General features: G+C 68.5%; 27 protein-coding genes and 1 pseudogene. 5 read left to right on the top strand and 23 right to left on the bottom strand.

Annotated features, from left to right (window positions below):
- Positions 1-187 precede the first annotated feature (187 nt).
- The 3 genes and pseudogenes from P3H15_RS11245 to P3H15_RS11255 form a co-directional block, all read right to left on the bottom strand.
- Positions 188-544: an Rv3654c family TadE-like protein gene (locus P3H15_RS11245; protein ID WP_276137302.1), complete on the bottom strand. Its 357-nt coding sequence runs from the start codon at positions 542-544 to the stop codon at positions 188-190.
- Complete coding sequence (locus P3H15_RS11250) at positions 541-915, bottom strand: TadE family type IV pilus minor pilin (protein ID WP_276137303.1); 375 nt, start codon at positions 913-915, stop codon at positions 541-543. The genes P3H15_RS11245 and P3H15_RS11250 overlap by 4 nt, the downstream gene beginning before the upstream one ends.
- A pseudogene (locus P3H15_RS11255) lies at positions 915-998 on the bottom strand (DUF4244 domain-containing protein); the annotation flags it as partial. The gene P3H15_RS11250 and the pseudogene P3H15_RS11255, both read right to left, overlap by 1 nt.
- Positions 999-1,223: 225 nt before the next feature.
- Here P3H15_RS11255 and P3H15_RS11260 point away from each other — a divergent pair.
- Both P3H15_RS11260 and P3H15_RS11265 read left to right on the top strand, forming a co-directional pair.
- Complete coding sequence (locus tag P3H15_RS11260) at positions 1,224-1,427, top strand: hypothetical protein (protein ID WP_276137304.1); 204 nt, start codon at positions 1,224-1,226, stop codon at positions 1,425-1,427.
- Positions 1,428-1,858: 431 nt separating this feature from the next.
- A complete protein-coding gene (locus P3H15_RS11265) occupies positions 1,859-2,158 on the top strand; it encodes a hypothetical protein (protein WP_276137305.1) in 300 nt (99 codons plus the stop codon).
- A gap of 71 nt (positions 2,159-2,229) precedes the next feature.
- Here P3H15_RS11265 and P3H15_RS11270 read toward each other — a convergent pair whose 3' ends face one another.
- Complete coding sequence (locus P3H15_RS11270) at positions 2,230-2,676, bottom strand: hypothetical protein (protein ID WP_276137306.1); 447 nt, start codon at positions 2,674-2,676, stop codon at positions 2,230-2,232.
- 125 nt (positions 2,677-2,801) lie between these two features.
- Here P3H15_RS11270 and P3H15_RS11275 point away from each other — a divergent pair, with 125 nt between their 5' ends.
- Positions 2,802-3,164: a hypothetical protein gene (locus P3H15_RS11275; protein WP_276137307.1), complete on the top strand. Its 363-nt coding sequence runs from the start codon at positions 2,802-2,804 to the stop codon at positions 3,162-3,164.
- A gap of 150 nt (positions 3,165-3,314) precedes the next feature.
- Complete coding sequence (locus P3H15_RS11280; RefSeq protein WP_276137308.1) at positions 3,315-3,551, top strand: helix-turn-helix domain-containing protein; 237 nt, start codon at positions 3,315-3,317, stop codon at positions 3,549-3,551.
- Between the two features lie 387 nt (positions 3,552-3,938).
- On the opposite strand, the gene P3H15_RS11285 is transcribed toward P3H15_RS11280, so the two are convergent.
- From P3H15_RS11285 to ssd, 18 genes are all read right to left on the bottom strand, one after another.
- Positions 3,939-4,088 carry a hypothetical protein gene (locus P3H15_RS11285; RefSeq protein ID WP_276137309.1) on the bottom strand — a complete coding sequence of 50 codons (150 nt, stop codon included), beginning with the start codon at positions 4,086-4,088 and terminating at the stop codon, positions 3,939-3,941.
- Between the two features lies 1 nt (position 4,089).
- A complete protein-coding gene (locus P3H15_RS11290; protein ID WP_276137310.1) occupies positions 4,090-4,290 on the bottom strand; it encodes a hypothetical protein in 201 nt (66 codons plus the stop codon).
- Complete coding sequence (locus tag P3H15_RS11295; protein WP_276137311.1) at positions 4,290-5,174, bottom strand: major capsid protein; 885 nt, start codon at positions 5,172-5,174, stop codon at positions 4,290-4,292. The genes P3H15_RS11290 and P3H15_RS11295 overlap by 1 nt, the downstream gene beginning before the upstream one ends.
- A gap of 15 nt (positions 5,175-5,189) precedes the next feature.
- Positions 5,190-5,567 (bottom strand): helix-turn-helix domain-containing protein, encoded by a 378-nt coding sequence (locus P3H15_RS11300; RefSeq protein WP_276137312.1) that lies wholly within the window; start codon positions 5,565-5,567, stop codon positions 5,190-5,192.
- Between the two features lie 22 nt (positions 5,568-5,589).
- On the bottom strand, positions 5,590-5,850 hold the full coding sequence (locus P3H15_RS11305; RefSeq protein WP_276137313.1) for a hypothetical protein: 261 nt from the start codon (positions 5,848-5,850) through the stop codon (positions 5,590-5,592).
- A gap of 153 nt (positions 5,851-6,003) precedes the next feature.
- The gene (locus tag P3H15_RS11310) at positions 6,004-6,228 is read right to left on the bottom strand and encodes a hypothetical protein (RefSeq protein ID WP_276137314.1); all 225 of its coding nucleotides are present in this window, start codon (positions 6,226-6,228) and stop codon (positions 6,004-6,006) included.
- Positions 6,225-6,734, bottom strand: a complete 510-nt coding sequence (locus P3H15_RS11315) for a WhiB family transcriptional regulator (protein ID WP_276137315.1) — start codon at positions 6,732-6,734, stop codon at positions 6,225-6,227. The genes P3H15_RS11310 and P3H15_RS11315 overlap by 4 nt, the downstream gene beginning before the upstream one ends.
- A gap of 5 nt (positions 6,735-6,739) precedes the next feature.
- A complete protein-coding gene (locus tag P3H15_RS11320; protein ID WP_276137316.1) occupies positions 6,740-6,955 on the bottom strand; it encodes a hypothetical protein in 216 nt (71 codons plus the stop codon).
- Positions 6,952-7,176 carry a hypothetical protein gene (locus P3H15_RS11325; RefSeq protein WP_276137317.1) on the bottom strand — a complete coding sequence of 75 codons (225 nt, stop codon included), beginning with the start codon at positions 7,174-7,176 and terminating at the stop codon, positions 6,952-6,954. The genes P3H15_RS11320 and P3H15_RS11325 overlap by 4 nt, the downstream gene beginning before the upstream one ends.
- A complete protein-coding gene (locus P3H15_RS11330; RefSeq protein WP_276137318.1) occupies positions 7,173-7,967 on the bottom strand; it encodes a hypothetical protein in 795 nt (264 codons plus the stop codon). Before P3H15_RS11330 ends, P3H15_RS11325 begins: the two co-directional genes overlap by 4 nt.
- A 6-nt stretch (positions 7,968-7,973) precedes the next feature.
- A complete protein-coding gene (locus tag P3H15_RS11335; RefSeq protein WP_276137319.1) occupies positions 7,974-8,183 on the bottom strand; it encodes a hypothetical protein in 210 nt (69 codons plus the stop codon).
- A 122-nt stretch (positions 8,184-8,305) separates the two neighbouring features.
- Positions 8,306-8,689 (bottom strand): hypothetical protein, encoded by a 384-nt coding sequence (locus P3H15_RS11340; protein WP_276137320.1) that lies wholly within the window; start codon positions 8,687-8,689, stop codon positions 8,306-8,308.
- A gap of 1 nt (position 8,690) precedes the next feature.
- Positions 8,691-10,082, bottom strand: coding sequence for a recombinase family protein (locus tag P3H15_RS11345; RefSeq protein ID WP_276137321.1), 1,392 nt, complete (start codon positions 10,080-10,082; stop codon positions 8,691-8,693).
- Positions 9,988-10,263, bottom strand: coding sequence for a DUF4244 domain-containing protein (locus P3H15_RS11350; RefSeq protein ID WP_276137322.1), 276 nt, complete (start codon positions 10,261-10,263; stop codon positions 9,988-9,990). The genes P3H15_RS11345 and P3H15_RS11350 overlap by 95 nt, the downstream gene beginning before the upstream one ends.
- A 57-nt stretch (positions 10,264-10,320) precedes the next feature.
- Entirely contained in the window at positions 10,321-10,908 is a 588-nt protein-coding gene (locus P3H15_RS11355) for a type II secretion system F family protein (RefSeq protein WP_276137323.1), read from the bottom strand.
- The gene (locus P3H15_RS11360) at positions 10,905-11,696 is read right to left on the bottom strand and encodes a type II secretion system F family protein (protein ID WP_276137324.1); all 792 of its coding nucleotides are present in this window, start codon (positions 11,694-11,696) and stop codon (positions 10,905-10,907) included. The genes P3H15_RS11355 and P3H15_RS11360 overlap by 4 nt, the downstream gene beginning before the upstream one ends.
- Entirely contained in the window at positions 11,693-12,892 is a 1,200-nt protein-coding gene (locus P3H15_RS11365; RefSeq protein ID WP_276137325.1) for a TadA family conjugal transfer-associated ATPase, read from the bottom strand. Before P3H15_RS11365 ends, P3H15_RS11360 begins: the two co-directional genes overlap by 4 nt.
- Positions 12,889-13,974, bottom strand: a complete 1,086-nt coding sequence (gene ssd / locus P3H15_RS11370) for a septum site-determining protein Ssd (protein WP_276137326.1) — start codon at positions 13,972-13,974, stop codon at positions 12,889-12,891. Before ssd ends, P3H15_RS11365 begins: the two co-directional genes overlap by 4 nt.
- 382 nt (positions 13,975-14,356) lie before the next feature.
- Between ssd and P3H15_RS11375 the strand changes: the two genes are divergently transcribed.
- The gene (locus P3H15_RS11375) at positions 14,357-15,193 is read left to right on the top strand and encodes an HAD-IB family hydrolase (protein WP_276137327.1); all 837 of its coding nucleotides are present in this window, start codon (positions 14,357-14,359) and stop codon (positions 15,191-15,193) included.
- A gap of 414 nt (positions 15,194-15,607) precedes the next feature.
- On the opposite strand, the gene P3H15_RS11380 is transcribed toward P3H15_RS11375, so the two are convergent.
- Entirely contained in the window at positions 15,608-16,357 is a 750-nt protein-coding gene (locus P3H15_RS11380) for an oxidoreductase (protein ID WP_072938038.1), read from the bottom strand.
- Positions 16,358-16,384: the final 27 nt, after the last annotated feature.

Genomic DNA, 16,384 nt, shown 5'->3' on the forward strand with positions numbered 1-16,384 from the left:
TAGTGCCCTCTCTCGCCAAGGGGAGTGGTGTGGATGGAAACCAACTCGTTTCAGTGAGACTCGCATCACAGGATCCATGCCGTCCAATACTTCTCCGGCCGGGGATTATTACCGATCTGGTCATAATCCGGGAAACCCCGCGCACGCTGGAGCGATGGGCGTCACCAGTGCCGCTCCCCCGTCGACGTCACTCCGCGGGGCCCGCCCTCGCCACCGCCCGGGCGTCCCGGACCCCCGGCACTGACACGAGCACCGGCGCGGTGACCGCGACCTCCACGTCCCAGTCGTCGACCTCACAGGACACCACCTCGGTGCGCATCCGCCCCGCGACCTCCCGCGCCGCGTCGCACGCCGCGTCGGTGCCGCGGTCCAGACCGACCGCCGCGGCGAGAGCGGCCAGATCGGCGGCCGACTGCGCGCGGTGCCGCACCGCCACCGCCGAACCGACGTGCACCAACATCGCCGTGACCACCACCAGGGCCGCGAGCGCACAACACGCCAGCACCGTCGCGGCCCCGCGGTCGTCGGAGATCCCCGACCTCACCGACTTCCCCCACTCCACCCCGGCACCGCGGGTTCGAGAGCGGCCACCGCCTCCGCGGAGATGTTCACCAGCGGAAGAAGCGGGCTGTGTGCCCGCACGGTCGCGACGACGAACTCCCCCTCGGTCCGTACCGACACGTCGGCGCCGCCCGGGGCCACTCTCTCCGCCGCGGAGATCGCCGACTCGTGATCTCCGCGGGCGGCGAGCCGGGCGGCCTCGCGCGCCGAATCGACACAGCGGACGTGCAGCGTCACCGCGGTGATCGCGCCGACACACAGCACGACCACCGCGACGATCGACACGATCGCAATCGCCGCCTCCACCGTGACGCCGCCCGCCTCCGACCGGCGCAGGTTCTCGGCGGACCTCATCACACCGCGGTGTTCAGCGCTTTGTCGATGATGTTGGTCAACGCCGTGACGATGCTGTCGCCGGTGACGACGCGGGTAAGAATTCCACTGTCTAAATGACAACGGCCTCGGAGAGTGCGCCAACACTCTTCCAAGGCCTCGGCCACAACGGAAGTCGAGTCCGTCATGCACCGTAAGAGAAGTGTACCCACGCCCGCCGACAGGCTCGAGTACTTGCTCGCCTTCGTCGCGGTTCTCGCCCTCATCGGCCTCTACGCCGCCACGATCGGCGCCCTGCGCCTGGCGATCTCGCTCGGCTGGTACGTCTCGTGAGCGCCCTCATCTCGGTCAACACGGCCGCTCACAGGCTCGACGTCCATCCTGACGACGTCATCGACGCCGCCGGGCTCACGCTCGGGGAGCTCGAGCACGCCGCCGAGCAGCACGGTCTCAGCGCCCACAGCTACCGCGAGGTGCCGGTGCTGACTGAGCACGACGTCGACGTGATCACGGCAAGGCTCACCCGACCGTGACCTGCTGAGTCGGGCCGGTCTCGTACCGGCCCGCGCTTTGCACGCCACGTTCCGTGTCCCCTGCACGTCGCTCCCGTCGTCTCAGACGCAAACCGAGACGGCCCGGTGTACTTCATCCCCCGAACCGGCGGGGGCGCTCTCACATCGATGTCAGGCCTGGCCTTGTGAGGGTCCGGTACAAGCTCGCACCTCATCGAGGGCGGGCTATTCGTGCTGGCCTGACGCGATACGGGGACGTGGTTCGTGGGAAGTTCCGGGGTGGGGTCAGTAGCACAGGCACCGCTATGCGGTGTCCGCTCGGAGTCGGTAGGACCCCACGACCCACGCAGGTGCGGTGACTCGCTGCACAGCCCTCGCTCAATCAGTAACGCCCACCAGGGCAACCGAGACATATCAACGGCACCACTCACAGAAGAGAGCACCACGAACACATGGACAGCAGCACGCCCACCACCCTGCTCGAGGGATCCATCAGCCCCACTGCTACCGATCTCGTCTGGCAGTCAGTGACGACGGGGCGGCCGCTCGCCGACCTGTTCGCCGACGTCGTCAAGGCGCAGGGCGGCGCGACTCACGCGAAACGTACGGCGCCGATGACAGCAGCCGAATGGCTCGAGGAGACCATGAGCCGCCGCAAGCCAGCGACCGAGGCGCAGCTCGCAGTCATTACACGAGCATTCCGCGAGGCTGCCACCGAGCGGACCCTCCCCTCGCCCGACGACTGCCGGTAGGCCCACCAGGACAACGAGCGCCCCGCCAGGTCAAATACCGGCGGGGCGCTCTGCTGTTCAGGCGCTATAGGTCACCATTTGCGACTTGCGCGAATCGACTTGTCCGGCTTCGCCAGGGCCTGCGCGCGATCGTTCAGCGCTTGCTGGCGCTGCTCCTTAGACGCCTTGTCGGCCTCCCGAGCCTCGCGCTTCCGCTGCACTTCAGGCAGAACGTCGGCTTCATACCGGGCGTTGGCGGCGTCGGCGGCCTCGTCGATCTTCCGAATGGTGTCCTCAAGGTCGCTGTCGCGAATGAGGCCCTGCAAGTCGGCGCCCAAGATTCCGCTGCCCATAATGTCCATTGCGTCATCACCGAGCGTGCTGAGCTCGTTGGCGAAGATCTCCGACCACTTCTCCGGTGGGTCCGGGTACAGCTTCACTACGAGCCTCACCAGGCCTTCGCCTAGTTCGGGACTGGCACTTACGTCCTCGATGCGCGGCACCCCGGATCGTTCGATCGCCGACCACTCCTGAGACATATCACCCTCCTGCGGATTCGGTGTTCCCGACGCCGAAAGATTACGTCCTCACTTTTGACCGTCGGGGAACGAGAACGACGGGCGTGGCGCGCAGCCAGTCTCTCTCGGCCCCATATGATCGCGGCATGACAACGACCGGGCTCGATGATCTCCTGAACACTCCCACACCCCCCGGCGATTGGGGGCCGTGGCGGCTCGATGTGGCGAACTACGCGCTGACCCACGCGGGCAATCGGTACTCGATCGACCTGCGCTCTTGCGTGACCTCGGCCGAGGTTCTCGATTGGATCGCACAGATTGCCGGCAAGACGTGGGGCGAGGATCCGACGGTGCTGGCCGGCCTCGTGGTCGCCCTCGACGAACTCCTCGACTTTCAGGGCACGCTCTGCAGTCGCGGCAAGAGCACGACGCGCACGGTCGAGTCGGTGATCGCGGACGTTGACGCCTTCGCGGCCGAACCTGCACATAAGAGCGTCATCGCCAAGTAGGCAGCCGCACGCCCCCGCCAGTCGATCGCTGGCGGGGGCGTTCTCGTGTTCGCACTCGTCCGAGTCGATCGCGCGTCGGTCTCGCCGAATCGAGTCCGAGCGGCGAGCCACCGTGCTTAGGTCGGCAATGTGGACACCAAGAGCAGCCGAATGGATGCCGTTCGCCGTGCGATCGCCGACGAGATCCGAGCCGAGCGCGGGCGGAAACGCATGTCACACGCCGATCTGATTCGGCGCTCAGGCCTGAGCGGCGCGACCATTGCCACGATTGAGGGCGCTGAGAGGGACGTCGAGCTCGACCAGCTCGAGGCGATCGCCGGCGCCCTCGGGGTCACGGCCGTCACGCTCATGCAGCGGGCTCAGAACTCGCTCACCTGCAGCGAATAGGCGGGCGTTTTATCCGGACCCCCACCACCTGCGGAGACTCCGCCGGTTCCCTCCGGTCTCTCTCTGAGCCCTACCGGGGGTCGCGCACGCGCGCGAGGGGCGTTGAATTTCTGGAAATTCTCAGCACGTGGGGAGAGACGTCCGAACTGGACCGTGGCGGAGTTCAGAGCCGGGGGGTCCGGATATTATTGCGCTTCGCATTGCCGCAGGTCAGAGCCTCGCCGAGACAGCACAACGCCCCGCCAATCCGGAGACTGGCGGGGCGTTGCGGTGTCGGGCGCTGGTCGGGTCACTGCGGGAGAAAGGATCAAGACCCGCTATCCGGCCATGCGTCCCCTGCGCCGCGTTTACCTGACGCGGCCGGAGTGAGTTTGACGCCCGAAGTCTCTATCGACGCCGTCGGCGGCCGGTGCCCAAGACGTTCCGGACCCTGGTTCCGGCGATCTTGGTGTACTTGCTGCCGGGCGTCCAGCGGATCCCGAGCTCTACGTCCGCGTCTTGTCCGCGCGGGGTGTACTTTCCCTCGAATCTAGGCATGTCAGTTCTCCTTGTGTCCGAATAGAGCGGAGTAGGTATCGATGTCGGGCTCGCTCCGGACCGCGGTGAGTCCGGCGATCTCGGCGGCCGCGGTGCTCGGGCTGTCGCGCAGGCGGGCCAGCCAGAATGCGCGCCGTGCGGGTGGAATCCGCCCGTCGGCCACTGCGGCCGCGACGATGTTCACACGCTCGGTTCGGGTCATCAGCCAGCCAATCCCGTGATCTTGCGGACCGCGCCCGGACGGGACACGGCGAATGCGGGAGTGACGTACGACTGGAGCCACTTGAGCCGGTTCTCGCGCTTGTCGATGGTCTCGACCTTGAGCGGCGTCTCGAACGCCACCTTGCCGGCCTGACCCTTCTGGACGGCGTACGCGGTGCCGGCGGTCACGAGGTTCGAGCTGAATACGGTCAGCCCGGCGGAGGCGAGCACGGCGGCGAGCTTGTCCGCGTAGGCGATCTTGAGCGCGGCATGCTGGTTCGGGTGCAGCACCAGCGTGTCGAACGTGACCCCGACGTCCTCGAGATCGGCGGCGAGCTGGGTATTGGCAAAGTCGGCGGTCGGAAGCAAGGCGGACGCGGTGAGCGTCGCAGGATCACCGACCGTTACCAGCGAAGACCATGAGTGCCCGCTGACGCTGGCGACCGAGTTCCGGGTCAGCGACGCCTCGATCGCGGCGAGTGCAGCCTGATCGAGCTTGCGAGCGATGCTGTTGGCGAGCTGAATCAGCTTGTTGGCCAGCGAGACCGAGTCATTGCGAAGCTCCTCCTCGTCGAGAAGTTCGACCTTCGCGCCCCAGTCCTGCACGGTCGCCAGTTCGCGCAGCTCGTCGCCGCGCAGGATGACATATTCCGCGCCGGGCGAGCGCTCTTCGGGATTGCCCGCGAGGTACTGGTTCGCCGAGGTGAGAACCGTGTGCAGGACGCCGCCACCAGCGACGACACCGCCGGTAGTAAAGAACTTGTCCAGCAGCAGGCGCTCGGCGGTCAGCTTGGCAATCAGGTCGGTTAGGCGGGCCGGCGAGTTGAGCAGCGCAGGCACATTGATTACATCGCCGGTCTGGGTCGGGATCAAGGGATTCGCCATGGTCAGGCTCCTTTTTCAGCCCGCGCAGCGGCGGGCGTCGAGTAGTTCGTGTGCATCGGACGACGAGACGAACCACCGGCCACCGTTGCGGATAGCGCCGATCCGGCCGGCCCGCGCCAGATAGCGCACGTTGGCCGCCGTGCAGCCGAGCAGCTCGGCGGCCTGGTCGGTAGGAATGAACTCGTCATGCCGTGCAGTCAACGCCGCCAGGTCATTCGGTCCTGACGTTCTCACGTGGGCGTCAGGACCGGCGTCAGTCGACAGCGAAGCGAGCTGGGACCGAATGCCGTGCACCGTGTGCGAGAGGCTCGACCCCTTGGGTCTGGCCAGCGTCTCGAGGACGTCAATGGCGGCCACGATCTCCCGTGCGTCGTCGAGCGAGATCGCGATCATGCGGTCGAGGCGTTGCGGCCAGTCACTCATCGTTGCGCCCGTCGTCGTCGATGCCGTGCTCGTGCTCGAGCAGCTGCCGAACGTGCCCCTCGAGCCGATCGGCAGCGGCGTCAGGATCGAGCCACAGGTCCGGCGCGGCAGCGGTGCAGGCGCGGAACACGGCAAGCGCGCTGATCGGCCCGTCGTCCGCCACCAATTGCGCCCCGACGAGATCCCCGCGGATCTGACGCAACGTCCACGCGGCTGCCCTGCGCTCGTCTGCGGCGCTGATGTACTCAGGCATTGCGTTCCCCTTCGGTGGTGGTGTCGATCCCGCGGTGCTCGATGCACAACACGGACGGGTGGTGGGTCAGGTGCGCGCAGTATGAGCGGGCGCGGCAGCGGCGCGCGGCCGGCCTCCGTCGTCGCCCCTGCGCCCGGTACGTGTCGCCGACGCTCACCGCGATCCCCCGCTCTCAGGGCCCAGATCAACGCTGCGGCCCGAAATCGGCTCGGCGGTAGGTCGGGTCACCCATTCGTCATCTGCGGCGAGCGCGGCCTCGGCGGCGAGTGCCCGCTCGCGGCGGCAGTCGGCACACAGTCGGTCGTCGGCCCGCGTGCCGTTGCCGCAATGGTCGGCCCGGCATTGCAATACGCGCCCGGCCATGAATTGTGTTGTCATGCTGTCACTTTCGATTGCTTTGGCTTGCTTCCATCGGATCGGACCTCACCGGCCCACACGCCCGCGGCCTGGTCGCCGAGCTCATCCGCAACAACTCGGCAGGCGTCGAGCACGTTGCATCGTCGGCAGATCGCAACGGCCTCGCGGTGCCGAGCGTCGCGGGCCGGCTCCCGCTCGTGGTCGTGGCGCTCTTCAAACAGCAGGTGATGCCCGACGCACGCCGCATCGATGAGGCGCCCGTCAACGAGGTCGGCGACGAGCGGGCCCACACGGGGCAGCGAGTGCGGCCCGATGGGTTTGGCCTGCGCCTTCGGCTTGCGCGGCGTGATCCCGTCGCGCGCTTGCCGTGCCCGTTGCGCGAGGCTGACGCGGGCCCGGCCGACCGTGAGGCAGTGGCGCTCGAGCTGCCGCTTGGCGTCCGAGATCGACGCGTCAACGGGAATGCTCAGCCGATCGAGGTCTGAGACGGTCTCGGCCAGCGCCTCGGGTGAGGTCGGCTTGTTCACTCGGCTCACCGCGCTGCCTCGATGGCGTCAACGATCGAGTCGGCGAGCGCGAGAGCCTCGGCCCGCGAGAGCCGCAACGTGTCGACACGCACGATGCCGCCGCGCACCTCAATGGCCGGTAGACCGCGGTGCCGCGGGCAACGCTGCGACGCCGCGCGAGTCTTGGCCTCGCACCCGTCCTCGTGACAACGGGCGTACCGGCGGCTCCGTCCCGACCTCATCGAGTCACCCCGTTGTCGTTCGCGTTGACGATGCGCGCCAGGTGCGGACGGCATTGGAGGCAGGGAATAGGCCGGTCGTCGAGATCGGCGCCGAGCCAGCCCGAGCGGCAGTCGGGATTGTGCGGCGGGCGGACCTGCGCGGGTTCCGCTTTTGCGACCCGACTTGAGGCGCGGGCCTCGTGCTCGTCGACGGGCTCACCGGTGCGGTCGAGTCGTGTCATGCGCTCGCCTTCTTTGCAGCGAGAGCGGCCCGTACGGCAGCGATGCCGGCTCGGTTCGTCTCGGCTTGTGCTGGGTTGTGATTGCAGACGCGACGGTTCGCATAGCCGTACTCGTCGCAGAGGTCGCACTCGGCTATCCCGCGAGCAGTGACCTCGGCGCGCACGTGAGCCTCCGCTGACGTCGCGACCTTCGCCGCGCGCAGCGTCTCGGCGTCCCATGTCGCACGAGCACGCCGAGCGTCACCACACGCGCCGCAGGCTGCGGTCGTTGGGTTGTCGATGTGCTTGGGGCAGCGGGGTGGGGGCGAAGCCTCGGGCGAGATCGCCTCAGGAACGGTTACGCGCTCCCCCCCTTCTTCTCTCTTCTTAAAAGAAGAGGAAGATTTCGGAGATCTCGGGGGCGCGCCTCGGAGATCTCGGGGGCGCGCCTCCGAGATTTCAGGAATCGCAGCTGAGAGCGCTTCGGGGATTTCAGGAATCGCAGGTAAGAGCGGTATGACGCGGTACGAAAACGCGTGATCGTCGGGACCGTAGATCTTGTGCTGTACGGCCTCGATCGCCTCCCGCTTGTGGAGGTTCTTGAGCGCGGTATCGACCCGCGAAACGGTCAGTCCCGTCACCTCTGAGAGCGTGCGACTGGGCGCGCGCCACCATCGGCCGGACTCGTCCTCGATCCGGTCCTCGCCCGTCACCTTGCAGCGGAACTCGATCAACGCATAGACGATCGCGGCATTGCCGTCGACTACGCGTTTCACGAGCGCCGGCCGTATGGGTATGAATTCCTCGGGCACCGGCACTCACCCACGAGCGCCGGCCTGCAGGATCGCGGCAATACGGTCGCGCTGCTCGACGGTCAGGGGCGGCGCCTCGGCCACGACGCGGGCGACGTAATCCTCGAGGCGAAGTGCCTTGAGGTCTTGCTTCGCTGCAACTAGTTCGGGATCCTCAGCGGTCCGGAACTTGGAGAGGCCTGCCACGCGTGCGTGCGCTGTGGGGATACTGGACACTTCAGCTCCTGGGCATGGTTATTGCCCTGGAGCTGTCCAGGTTGGTGGGCCGCTAGGCCACTGGCGGTAGAGCGTGTCACAGACACTGCCGTGTCACAGATGCTAGCAGCCCCGGCGTTGGGCTACCGCTTTCGGCGCGCCGCACGCTGGACGGCGTAACCAAGCCCGGGCAGTGAAACCGTGCGAATGCCCGCGGCGTCGAGCTCCATTAGCGCCTCGCGCAGATTGCGGTCGCGGGCCTGCACTTGCCGCCCGCAGTCACAGCGGAATGTGTGCCGATCCCGGCGCGGGCCCTGTTCAGCTCCCGGAGCAGGGGCGTCGGTCATCCAGTCCGCGGCGCGTTCTACGGAGTCACCGAGCAACGTCACAGTCTCGACGGTGCGGTTGCGCACCGGCAACCACTCCCCCTGCCCATCCATATAGCGCAGCAGTTGCACGAACTCTTCCGCACCCTCGTTGATCCCGTGATTGCAGGTGATCCGAATATCGTTGTGCGCCTTGGGCATCTCAGGCCTTCCACTCGATCTTGACTCGCTCCATTGCCAGCCCTCCACCCTTCGGGCGCTGACCACTCCCGATAGGCAGGATCACCACATTCATGAGCTCGGCGATCACCTTCCCGCGGACGTCGGCCGATAGCCCGTCCCACACGGCCCGCACGTCCTCGCCAGCGAGAACTAGTTCCGCCAGAGGCGACGACCGTCGTGCCGCTGCGAGCTTCTTATCCAAGTCGTCGATCTTCGCCTTCAGGTCGGCGCTCCCGGCCTTCAGTTGCAAACCATCGATCGCCCCGCTCGTGAAGAGCGTGGCCAATTGGTTCTTGCGCGCCTGCAGCCCTTCGCGCTCGGTCTGCAGCGAGACGGCGTCGACACCCTTGCCACGGTGAAGGATTCCCGCGGCGTCCTCGCGAGACAGGCGAGCAATGATCACCTCGTCGATGAACTCGTCTAGCGGCTCTTTCTGCTGCGAGAGGTGAGGCTTTGCGGCGCAGCGGTAGCTCTTGTACGAGACGCTCCGGCCGCCGCGCATCGTGTAGACCTTCATCGAGTCCCCGCAGACGCCGCAGCGATAGACCCCGGCTCCCTGGTGTTTGCGCTCGTACGACGTGCTGACACGCCGCGACGGGTCGGCGATGATGGCTCGAATCGCGTGCAAAGTGTCGGCGTCGAAAATCGCCGGCCATTGCGCGGGCCCAATGATCCGCCCGTCCTGCTCGACAAGTCCAGCGTTACGGGCCCGGATCAGCACCTTTCGCAACGCCGTGACGGTCCACTTCGGCTTGCCGCGCGCCGTCGTGATCCCCTTCTCTTCCCACTGCCTCGCAATCGACATGAGCGAGATGCCTCGCAGGAACTGCTCGGCCGCGTCCCGCAGCGCCTCGGCCTCGATGGGCTCGAGATCCATCCCGCCGTCTGTGTACCCGAACGGCCGCGCACCACCGCGAAACTTGCCGTCTAGGGCCTGCTGCTGTTTCGCGCTCTTGATCCGCTCAGCCGAGCGCTCGACCTCGTACCGTGCGATGCTCGCGAACATGGTCGCGCTGAGACGCCCCGTCGGCGTCGAGAGATCGATCTCGCCAGCCTTCACCGTGCGAATCTCGATCTTGTTCGCGTCGCACACCTCGACCAGCGTCGACAGGTCGGGGATAGACCGATAGAGCCGGTCGGTGTGCCAGCTCAGCAGACCCCGGTACTTGCCCGACCCGAAGGCCTTGAGCATGGCGAGGTACTGCGGCCGCGGCTTGCTGCCGTACGCGCTCACGTCGTTGTCGACGTAGACGTGTGCGACGTTCCATCCGAGCTGCTCAGCGAGCGCCCTGCAGTCGGCTTCCTGGCGCTCGACCCCAAGGCCTGCCCCGGCGCGGTCCTGCGAGATCCGGCAATAAATCGCGACGTCCATGCGACGACAGTATCAGTTGACATTCGGTGACGACCGAGTACAGGACGGCCCCGAACGCCGCGGCCGCGATGGTGCCGATGGCGTACTCGGCGGTCGACATGCCGTCCTCGTCCGTCGCGAGCAGAGCGAAGTGCGCCGTCAGTGCCCGCACGGCCGCCAGAGACCGGATTCCGTGTTTCATGATGTTCCCCCTTCAGAGTGTCCGGCGCAGCGATTCTGCGCCGGAAGTGCCTGCATGTCACAGCAACCCGCCGTCGAGCACGCGCGAGGCGAGCCCCACGACGACCGGGATGATCCCGAGGCAGATGAACGCCGGCAGGAAGCACAACCCGAGCGGTCCGCTGATGAGCACGCCCGCCCGTTCGGCCGATGCCGCCGCCAGGTGCTCGACCTGGGTGCGGCCGTCGGCGGCGAGTTCCGTCATCGAACCGGCAAGCGACGAACCCGATGCCGCCGACCGTCGCGCCATCCGCGCGAGCGATTCGGTGGCCGGGTCCGACGCCGCCGCCTCCCACGCGGTCGCCGCGTCGGCCCCCAGCGCGAGTAGGTCTGCGGCGCGGCGGAGCGATTCCGACAGCGGCGCCGGCGCGGACCTCGACACGGCCCGCGCCGCGGTCGCGACCGGCAACCCTGCGCGCAGGCACGCTGCCAGCAGGTCGAAGGCGGCGGCGGTCGCGAGTGGGTCCTCGCGGCGCGTGGGGTCGTCCGCCGTGGCCACCGCATCGCCCGGACCGCCGGTGTCGCCGCGCAAGCGCCGCACCGGCGATCTGGGTGCGGGGAGAACCAACACGGCGCACGCGAGGAGAAGTACCGCGCCCCAGATCATCCCGTCACCCGCCCGGTGATCCGGTCGGTCCACAGCAGTCCCGCGCACACCAGCCCCGCACCGAGCAACAGCAGGATGCCGCCCACCCCGCCGCCGAACAGCACCGCCAGCGGGGACGCCCCCATCATCTGACCCAGACCGACACCCAGGAGCGGCAGCCCGGCCAGCACGGTCGCCGTCGCCCTCGCCCCAGCGAGGGACGCCTCGGTCCGCTGACGGAAGCGACTGCGCCCCAACAGGTCCGTCCGCGCCGCCTCGAGCAGTTCCGCCAGCGCGAGACCGTGCGCGTCGGCCACCGCCCAGATGTCGGCGATCCGCCCCAACTCGGCGCCGACCCGGGAGTCCGCGATCCGGAACCCGTCGGCGGCGGATCCCCCGAGCCGCGAGCGCGCCGAAGCGGCGCGGAAGGCCGCCGACACGCTGCCCACCGATTCGTCGGCCGCGGTCTGACATGCCGCGGCGGGATGCGCGCCCACCCGAAGTTCCGCCGTCACCACCTCGAGGCCCGCCAGCACGACGCGCAGATCGGCGTCCTTCGCTTTCACCGACCGACGTCGCACCGACCTGAACCGCACTGTCGCACAGACGATCACCGACGCCAGAACCGCGCAGATCCCGCCGAGTTCGTACACGACCGGAGCGCAGACGACCGCCGCCGGTACTGCCCACGGCAGACGCATCCGCCGCCGGGAACGTCCCCGTCCGGTCACCGCGAGCAAGCGCGGACGCGACCGCGCGGACGGCACCGCCAGTACCGCACACGCAAGCACCACCAGACCTGCGATCACGACGCCTCCCGAGGAGAAGCCGACGGTTCCCGCCGAGAACACCAGTGGCGGAGCCGGTCCACCGCCGGCCCCTCCCCCGTGTCGTGACTCCAGGCGGGAACGATCGTGACGCGTCCGTGCTCGTCACGAGTGACGACACCGATCTGCGTCAACTGCCGCGCTCCACTCGACGACCGGTGGACGTGCAGGATCACCTGCACGGCGGCGGCCAGCTGACTGTGCAGCGCCGCGCGGTCCATTCCGCCCAGTGCCGCAAGCGCTTCGAGCCGGGCGGGCACCTCCTCGGGCGAGTTGGCGTGCACCGTTCCGGCGCCGCCGTCGTGGCCCGTGTTGAGCGCCGTCAGCAGGTCGACCACCTCCGCGCCGCGCACCTCGCCCACGACGATCCGATCGGGTCGCATACGGAGGGACTGACGGACGAGGTCCCGGACGGTCACCTCGCCCACTCCCTCGACGTTGGGTGCCCGGGCCACCAGCCTGACCACGTGCGGGTGCATCGGCGCCAACTCCGCGGCGTCCTCCACGCACACGATCCGTTCGGCCGGGTCCACCGCACCCAGCACCGCGGCCAGCAGCGTGGTCTTCCCCGCCCCGGTGCCGCCGGTGACCAGGAAGGCGAGGCGTGCGTGCACGATCTTCACCAGCAGATCGTGGGCCGCCTCGGTCACGGCACCGCGTGCGACGAGCACGCCCAGCCCCTGGGTGGCCGGGCGCAGCACCCGCAGCGACAGGCAGGTGCCGCCCTGAGCGACGGGCGCGAGGACGGCATGAAGCCGTACACCGAACGAACCGTTTCCGACGTCCCGCAGCCTTCCGTCGACCCACGGCTGGGCGTCGTCGAGGCGGCGGCCGGCAGACAGCGCGAGTCGCTGGGCGAGTCGGCGCACGGCTGCTTCGTCCGTGAACCGGACCTCTGCGCGCTCGAGTCCGCGGCCGCGGTCCACCCACACCCGGTCCGGCGCCGTGACGAGCACGTCCGCGACACCGGGCTCGGTCAGCAGCGACTCGAGCGGGCCTGCGCCCGTGAGTTCGGTCATGAGCACCCGCAACGCACCGAGCAGGTCGGTGTCGCCGAGCACGCCGCCGGACTCGGTCCGGATGGCCGCGGCGACCGTCGCGGGTGTCGGCTCGCCGGACGTGTGCGCGAGGCGTTCGCGCACCCTATCGAGGAGGTCGGGGGTGACGAGGGAACTCATGCCGCCCACTCCCGTGTCCGCGGTCTGCTGCCGACGGTGTCGAGGACCGCCTCGGCCGCGGCGCCCAGCGGGGAGCGCCGCCCCGGCCGCAGACCGCCGTGTTCGAGCATTCCGGTGAGCGCGCGCTCGGCGCGCATCGACGCGATCAGCGGCAGGTCGAGGACGTCCGCCACGTCGGCGCCGCGAAGCCCGCCCGGTGCCGGGCCACGGACCACGAGTCCCTGGTTGGGATTCCGTTCGGTGATCCACTGCGACACCTTCCCCGCGGCGATGCAGGCCCGGACGGTCGCGGGCACGACGAGAACCACGAGGTCGGCGAGTTCGAGGACGGCCTCCGTGACGGGGCCCGGGAACCGCGACACGTCGCACACGACCAGGTCGCCGGCGTGACGCCCGGCGTAGGTGACGGCGCGGACCGCGGCCGCCGTCGGTCCCGCGCCGTGCCCGGTCCTGCTGCAGGCGAGGACCCGCAGGTGCTCGCCGTGGGCGGGCAGCGCGTCCCGAAGCGCGCCCGAGGAGATCCGGCCGCCTTCGATCGACAGTCCCGACCACCGCAGTCCGGGCACGTCCTCGATGCCCAGCAGCACGTCGAGCCCGGATCCCCACGAGTCGGTGTCGATCAGCAACGTGGGCTGCGACCGCGTCGCCGCGGTGAGGGCGGTCGCCGCCGCCAGGGTGGAGGCTCCGGCTCCGCCGCACCCGCCGACCACCGCGACGACGGTTCCGTCCGCTTCGGGCCGCTGGGGTTGCTCGCCGAGAACGGCGACCAGGGCCGACTCGTCGTCGGGCACGGCCAGCACGTGTTCGGCACCGACCGCGGTCGCGATCCGCCACTCGTCGATGCCCGGCGGCCCGTCGCACAGCAGCACGACCCGCCGCCGGCGTGGAAGCCGGTTGCGGCACGCGGCGGCGGCACGCGCGTCGAGCACGACGATCGGCGCGCTGCCCCAAGCGTGCCGGGCGTCGGCGACGTCGGTCTCGTTCAGCGTCCGGTCGGCCGCTGCCGCCACGCGCCTGATGCTGTGCAGCAGCGCCGGATCGTCGACCAGAACCAGCACTTTGCCACCGTCGTGTGCGTCCATGCAGCGAGCGTGCCCGCTGCCGGAGACCGCGGAAAGGTGCCCTGTGCGAATTGTGGACAACTTCGGGGCTGGGGATAAAAACTGGTACTACCGCACCAATTTCTAGAGAGCGGAAACGAAGAGTGGCAGAGCGCCCACAGACAGAGGACGACCCTCGCCAGGGGGGGAGGAGGCGAGGGTCGTCAGTGTTCAGCCCCGGGGGGTCGGGCTGAACATCGTCCGGATCAAATCCGGACATCAGCAATACTACACCTCCCCAGATCAGTATTTGCAAGTTCAACTGTTCAAATGTTTTACGGTGTCGGAGATACCGAACGCCCCTGTTCCGGGCCGTTGCACGGAACGCGCACCCCGGGCCGAAGTCCGCATATCCTTGGACATTGTGACCGCGAAGCCACAGAGAAGTGCCAAGACAGGTCGACACACCGAGACGGGTCGGGTTGCCGCATTCTTCGACCTCGACAAGACGATCATCGCGAAATCCAGCACCCTCGCGTTCAGCAGACCGTTCTTCGACCAGGGCCTGATCAATCGACGGTCCGTCCTCAAGAGCAGTTACGCGCAGTTCCTGTTCCTACTGTCGGGCGCGGACCACGATCAGATGGAGCGGATGCGCGCCTACCTCACGAGCATGTGCGCGGGGTGGAACGTGGAGCAGGTCCGGTCCGTCGTCGCCGAGACCCTCCACGACATCGTCGACCCCCTGGTGTTCGCGGAGGCCGCCGACCTCATCGCGGACCACAAGTTGCGGGGTCACGACGTCATCGTCGTCTCGGCGTCGGGCGAGGAGGTGGTGACGCCGATCGCCGAAGCGCTCGGGGCGACACGCAGCATGGCCACCCGCATGGCGGTCGCGGACGGGCTCTACACGGGCGAGGTGGAGTTCTACTGCTACGGCGAGGGCAAGGTCGAGGCGATGCGGCAACTGGCCGACGAACACCGCTACGACCTGTCGGCATGCTACGCCTACTCCGACTCCGTGACCGACCTGCCGATGCTGACCGCGGTCGGCCACCCGACGGCCGTCAACCCGGACCGGGCGCTCCGGAAGGCCGCGGCCGGAAACGGTTGGCCCATATTGACTTTCTCGAATCCGGTCTCCCTCAGGGCGCGCCTCCAGGCGCCGTCCGCGACCACCGTGGCGACCACCGCCGCGGTGAGCGTCGGGGCCCTGGTGGCGGGTGCATTCACCTATGGAGTGTTGCGCCGCAAGCGCTGACCGCCGCAACCCGCGACACGGTCACAAACCTAATTTGATACTTGCTGTGAGGGGGGTCACGGGGTACAAAGGAGTTACGGAAGAACGGAAGGCCAAGGTCGACCCAGAAGAGAAGGATCGATCTCCCGACCAGGATTCCCAGCACGGGCACTAGGTACCCACGCGAAGCATAAGCCACTATAAGGGCAAAAGCGTTGTGGGCCTGCGAGACTCGAGTCTTCACCGGCAAGGACCCTGCACAGGTTGCAAGGACGACCCGACGATATTCGGACTCTCGCCGAGGCCACCCACACAACCCACCATTGCACGCTTGGTAACCGGTTGTCCGTGCTAACGGGCGGCGAAGTCGACACCAGTCGGCAGCGCCGCCCGTTTCACATGTTCGGGAACATGTTGCAGTGCAACGGATACGAGTTAACTTGCCGCCGCTTCGGCGATGGACGTGGCCTCACGGGCTCCGGCCTCCAGCGCACCGCAGCAGAGGACGACCCAGCTCCCGACCCCGTCCGGCTCGCCCGAGGCGAAGGCCGCTGCCCCGTTGCGGTACGCCTGCTGCCGGCGCAGCCAGCTGACCTCCGGAACCCCGAGATTGTGGGGATCGAGTCCGCTCGACACCGAGACCAGACGGGACGCGGCGCGTGCGACGATGCCGTCGCCCACCCCGAACGGCCTCAGCGTCAACAATTCCCCGTGCACCACCGCCGCCAGAACGGGCGCGGGTGCAGCGGTGCCCCCCGTCACGAGCTGAGCCAGACCGTCCAGCCGCTCCGCGACGCCGGACCCGGCTCGCGGCCTGCCGAGCAATTCCTGATCCTCCACGAGGTCGGCCGCGGCCAGCAGATGCAGCCGGGCCAGGGCCTGCAGGGGCGCCCGCTGCCACGTGGACTGCAGAAGCGTGAGGGCGTCACCGTCGAGAGCCTGCCCGACGCGCAGGGCACCCGACAGGATGGGGTCGCCGGCCTCGCCGGGGGCGGGCAGTTCGGTGCTTCCCCCGTCCAGCGACGCGGAGGCGCGGGCCGCCCGGACCGCCGCCTCGGCCGCCGTGGTCGGCCAGCCGCGCCGGTTGGTCTTGTGCCGGTGAACCGCGCCGAGCGCGTCGCGCGCACGGTCCGCGGCTTCGCGGACACCGGGAAGGTCGACGAGGGGCTGCAACGGGTCGCTCACGTACTGGAACGCTACCCGGCGCCGCCG

The sequence above is a fragment of the Rhodococcus sp. T2V genome (assembly GCF_029269925.1).
Taxonomy (GTDB): Bacteria; Actinomycetota; Actinomycetes; order Mycobacteriales; family Mycobacteriaceae; genus Rhodococcus_F; species Rhodococcus_F koreensis.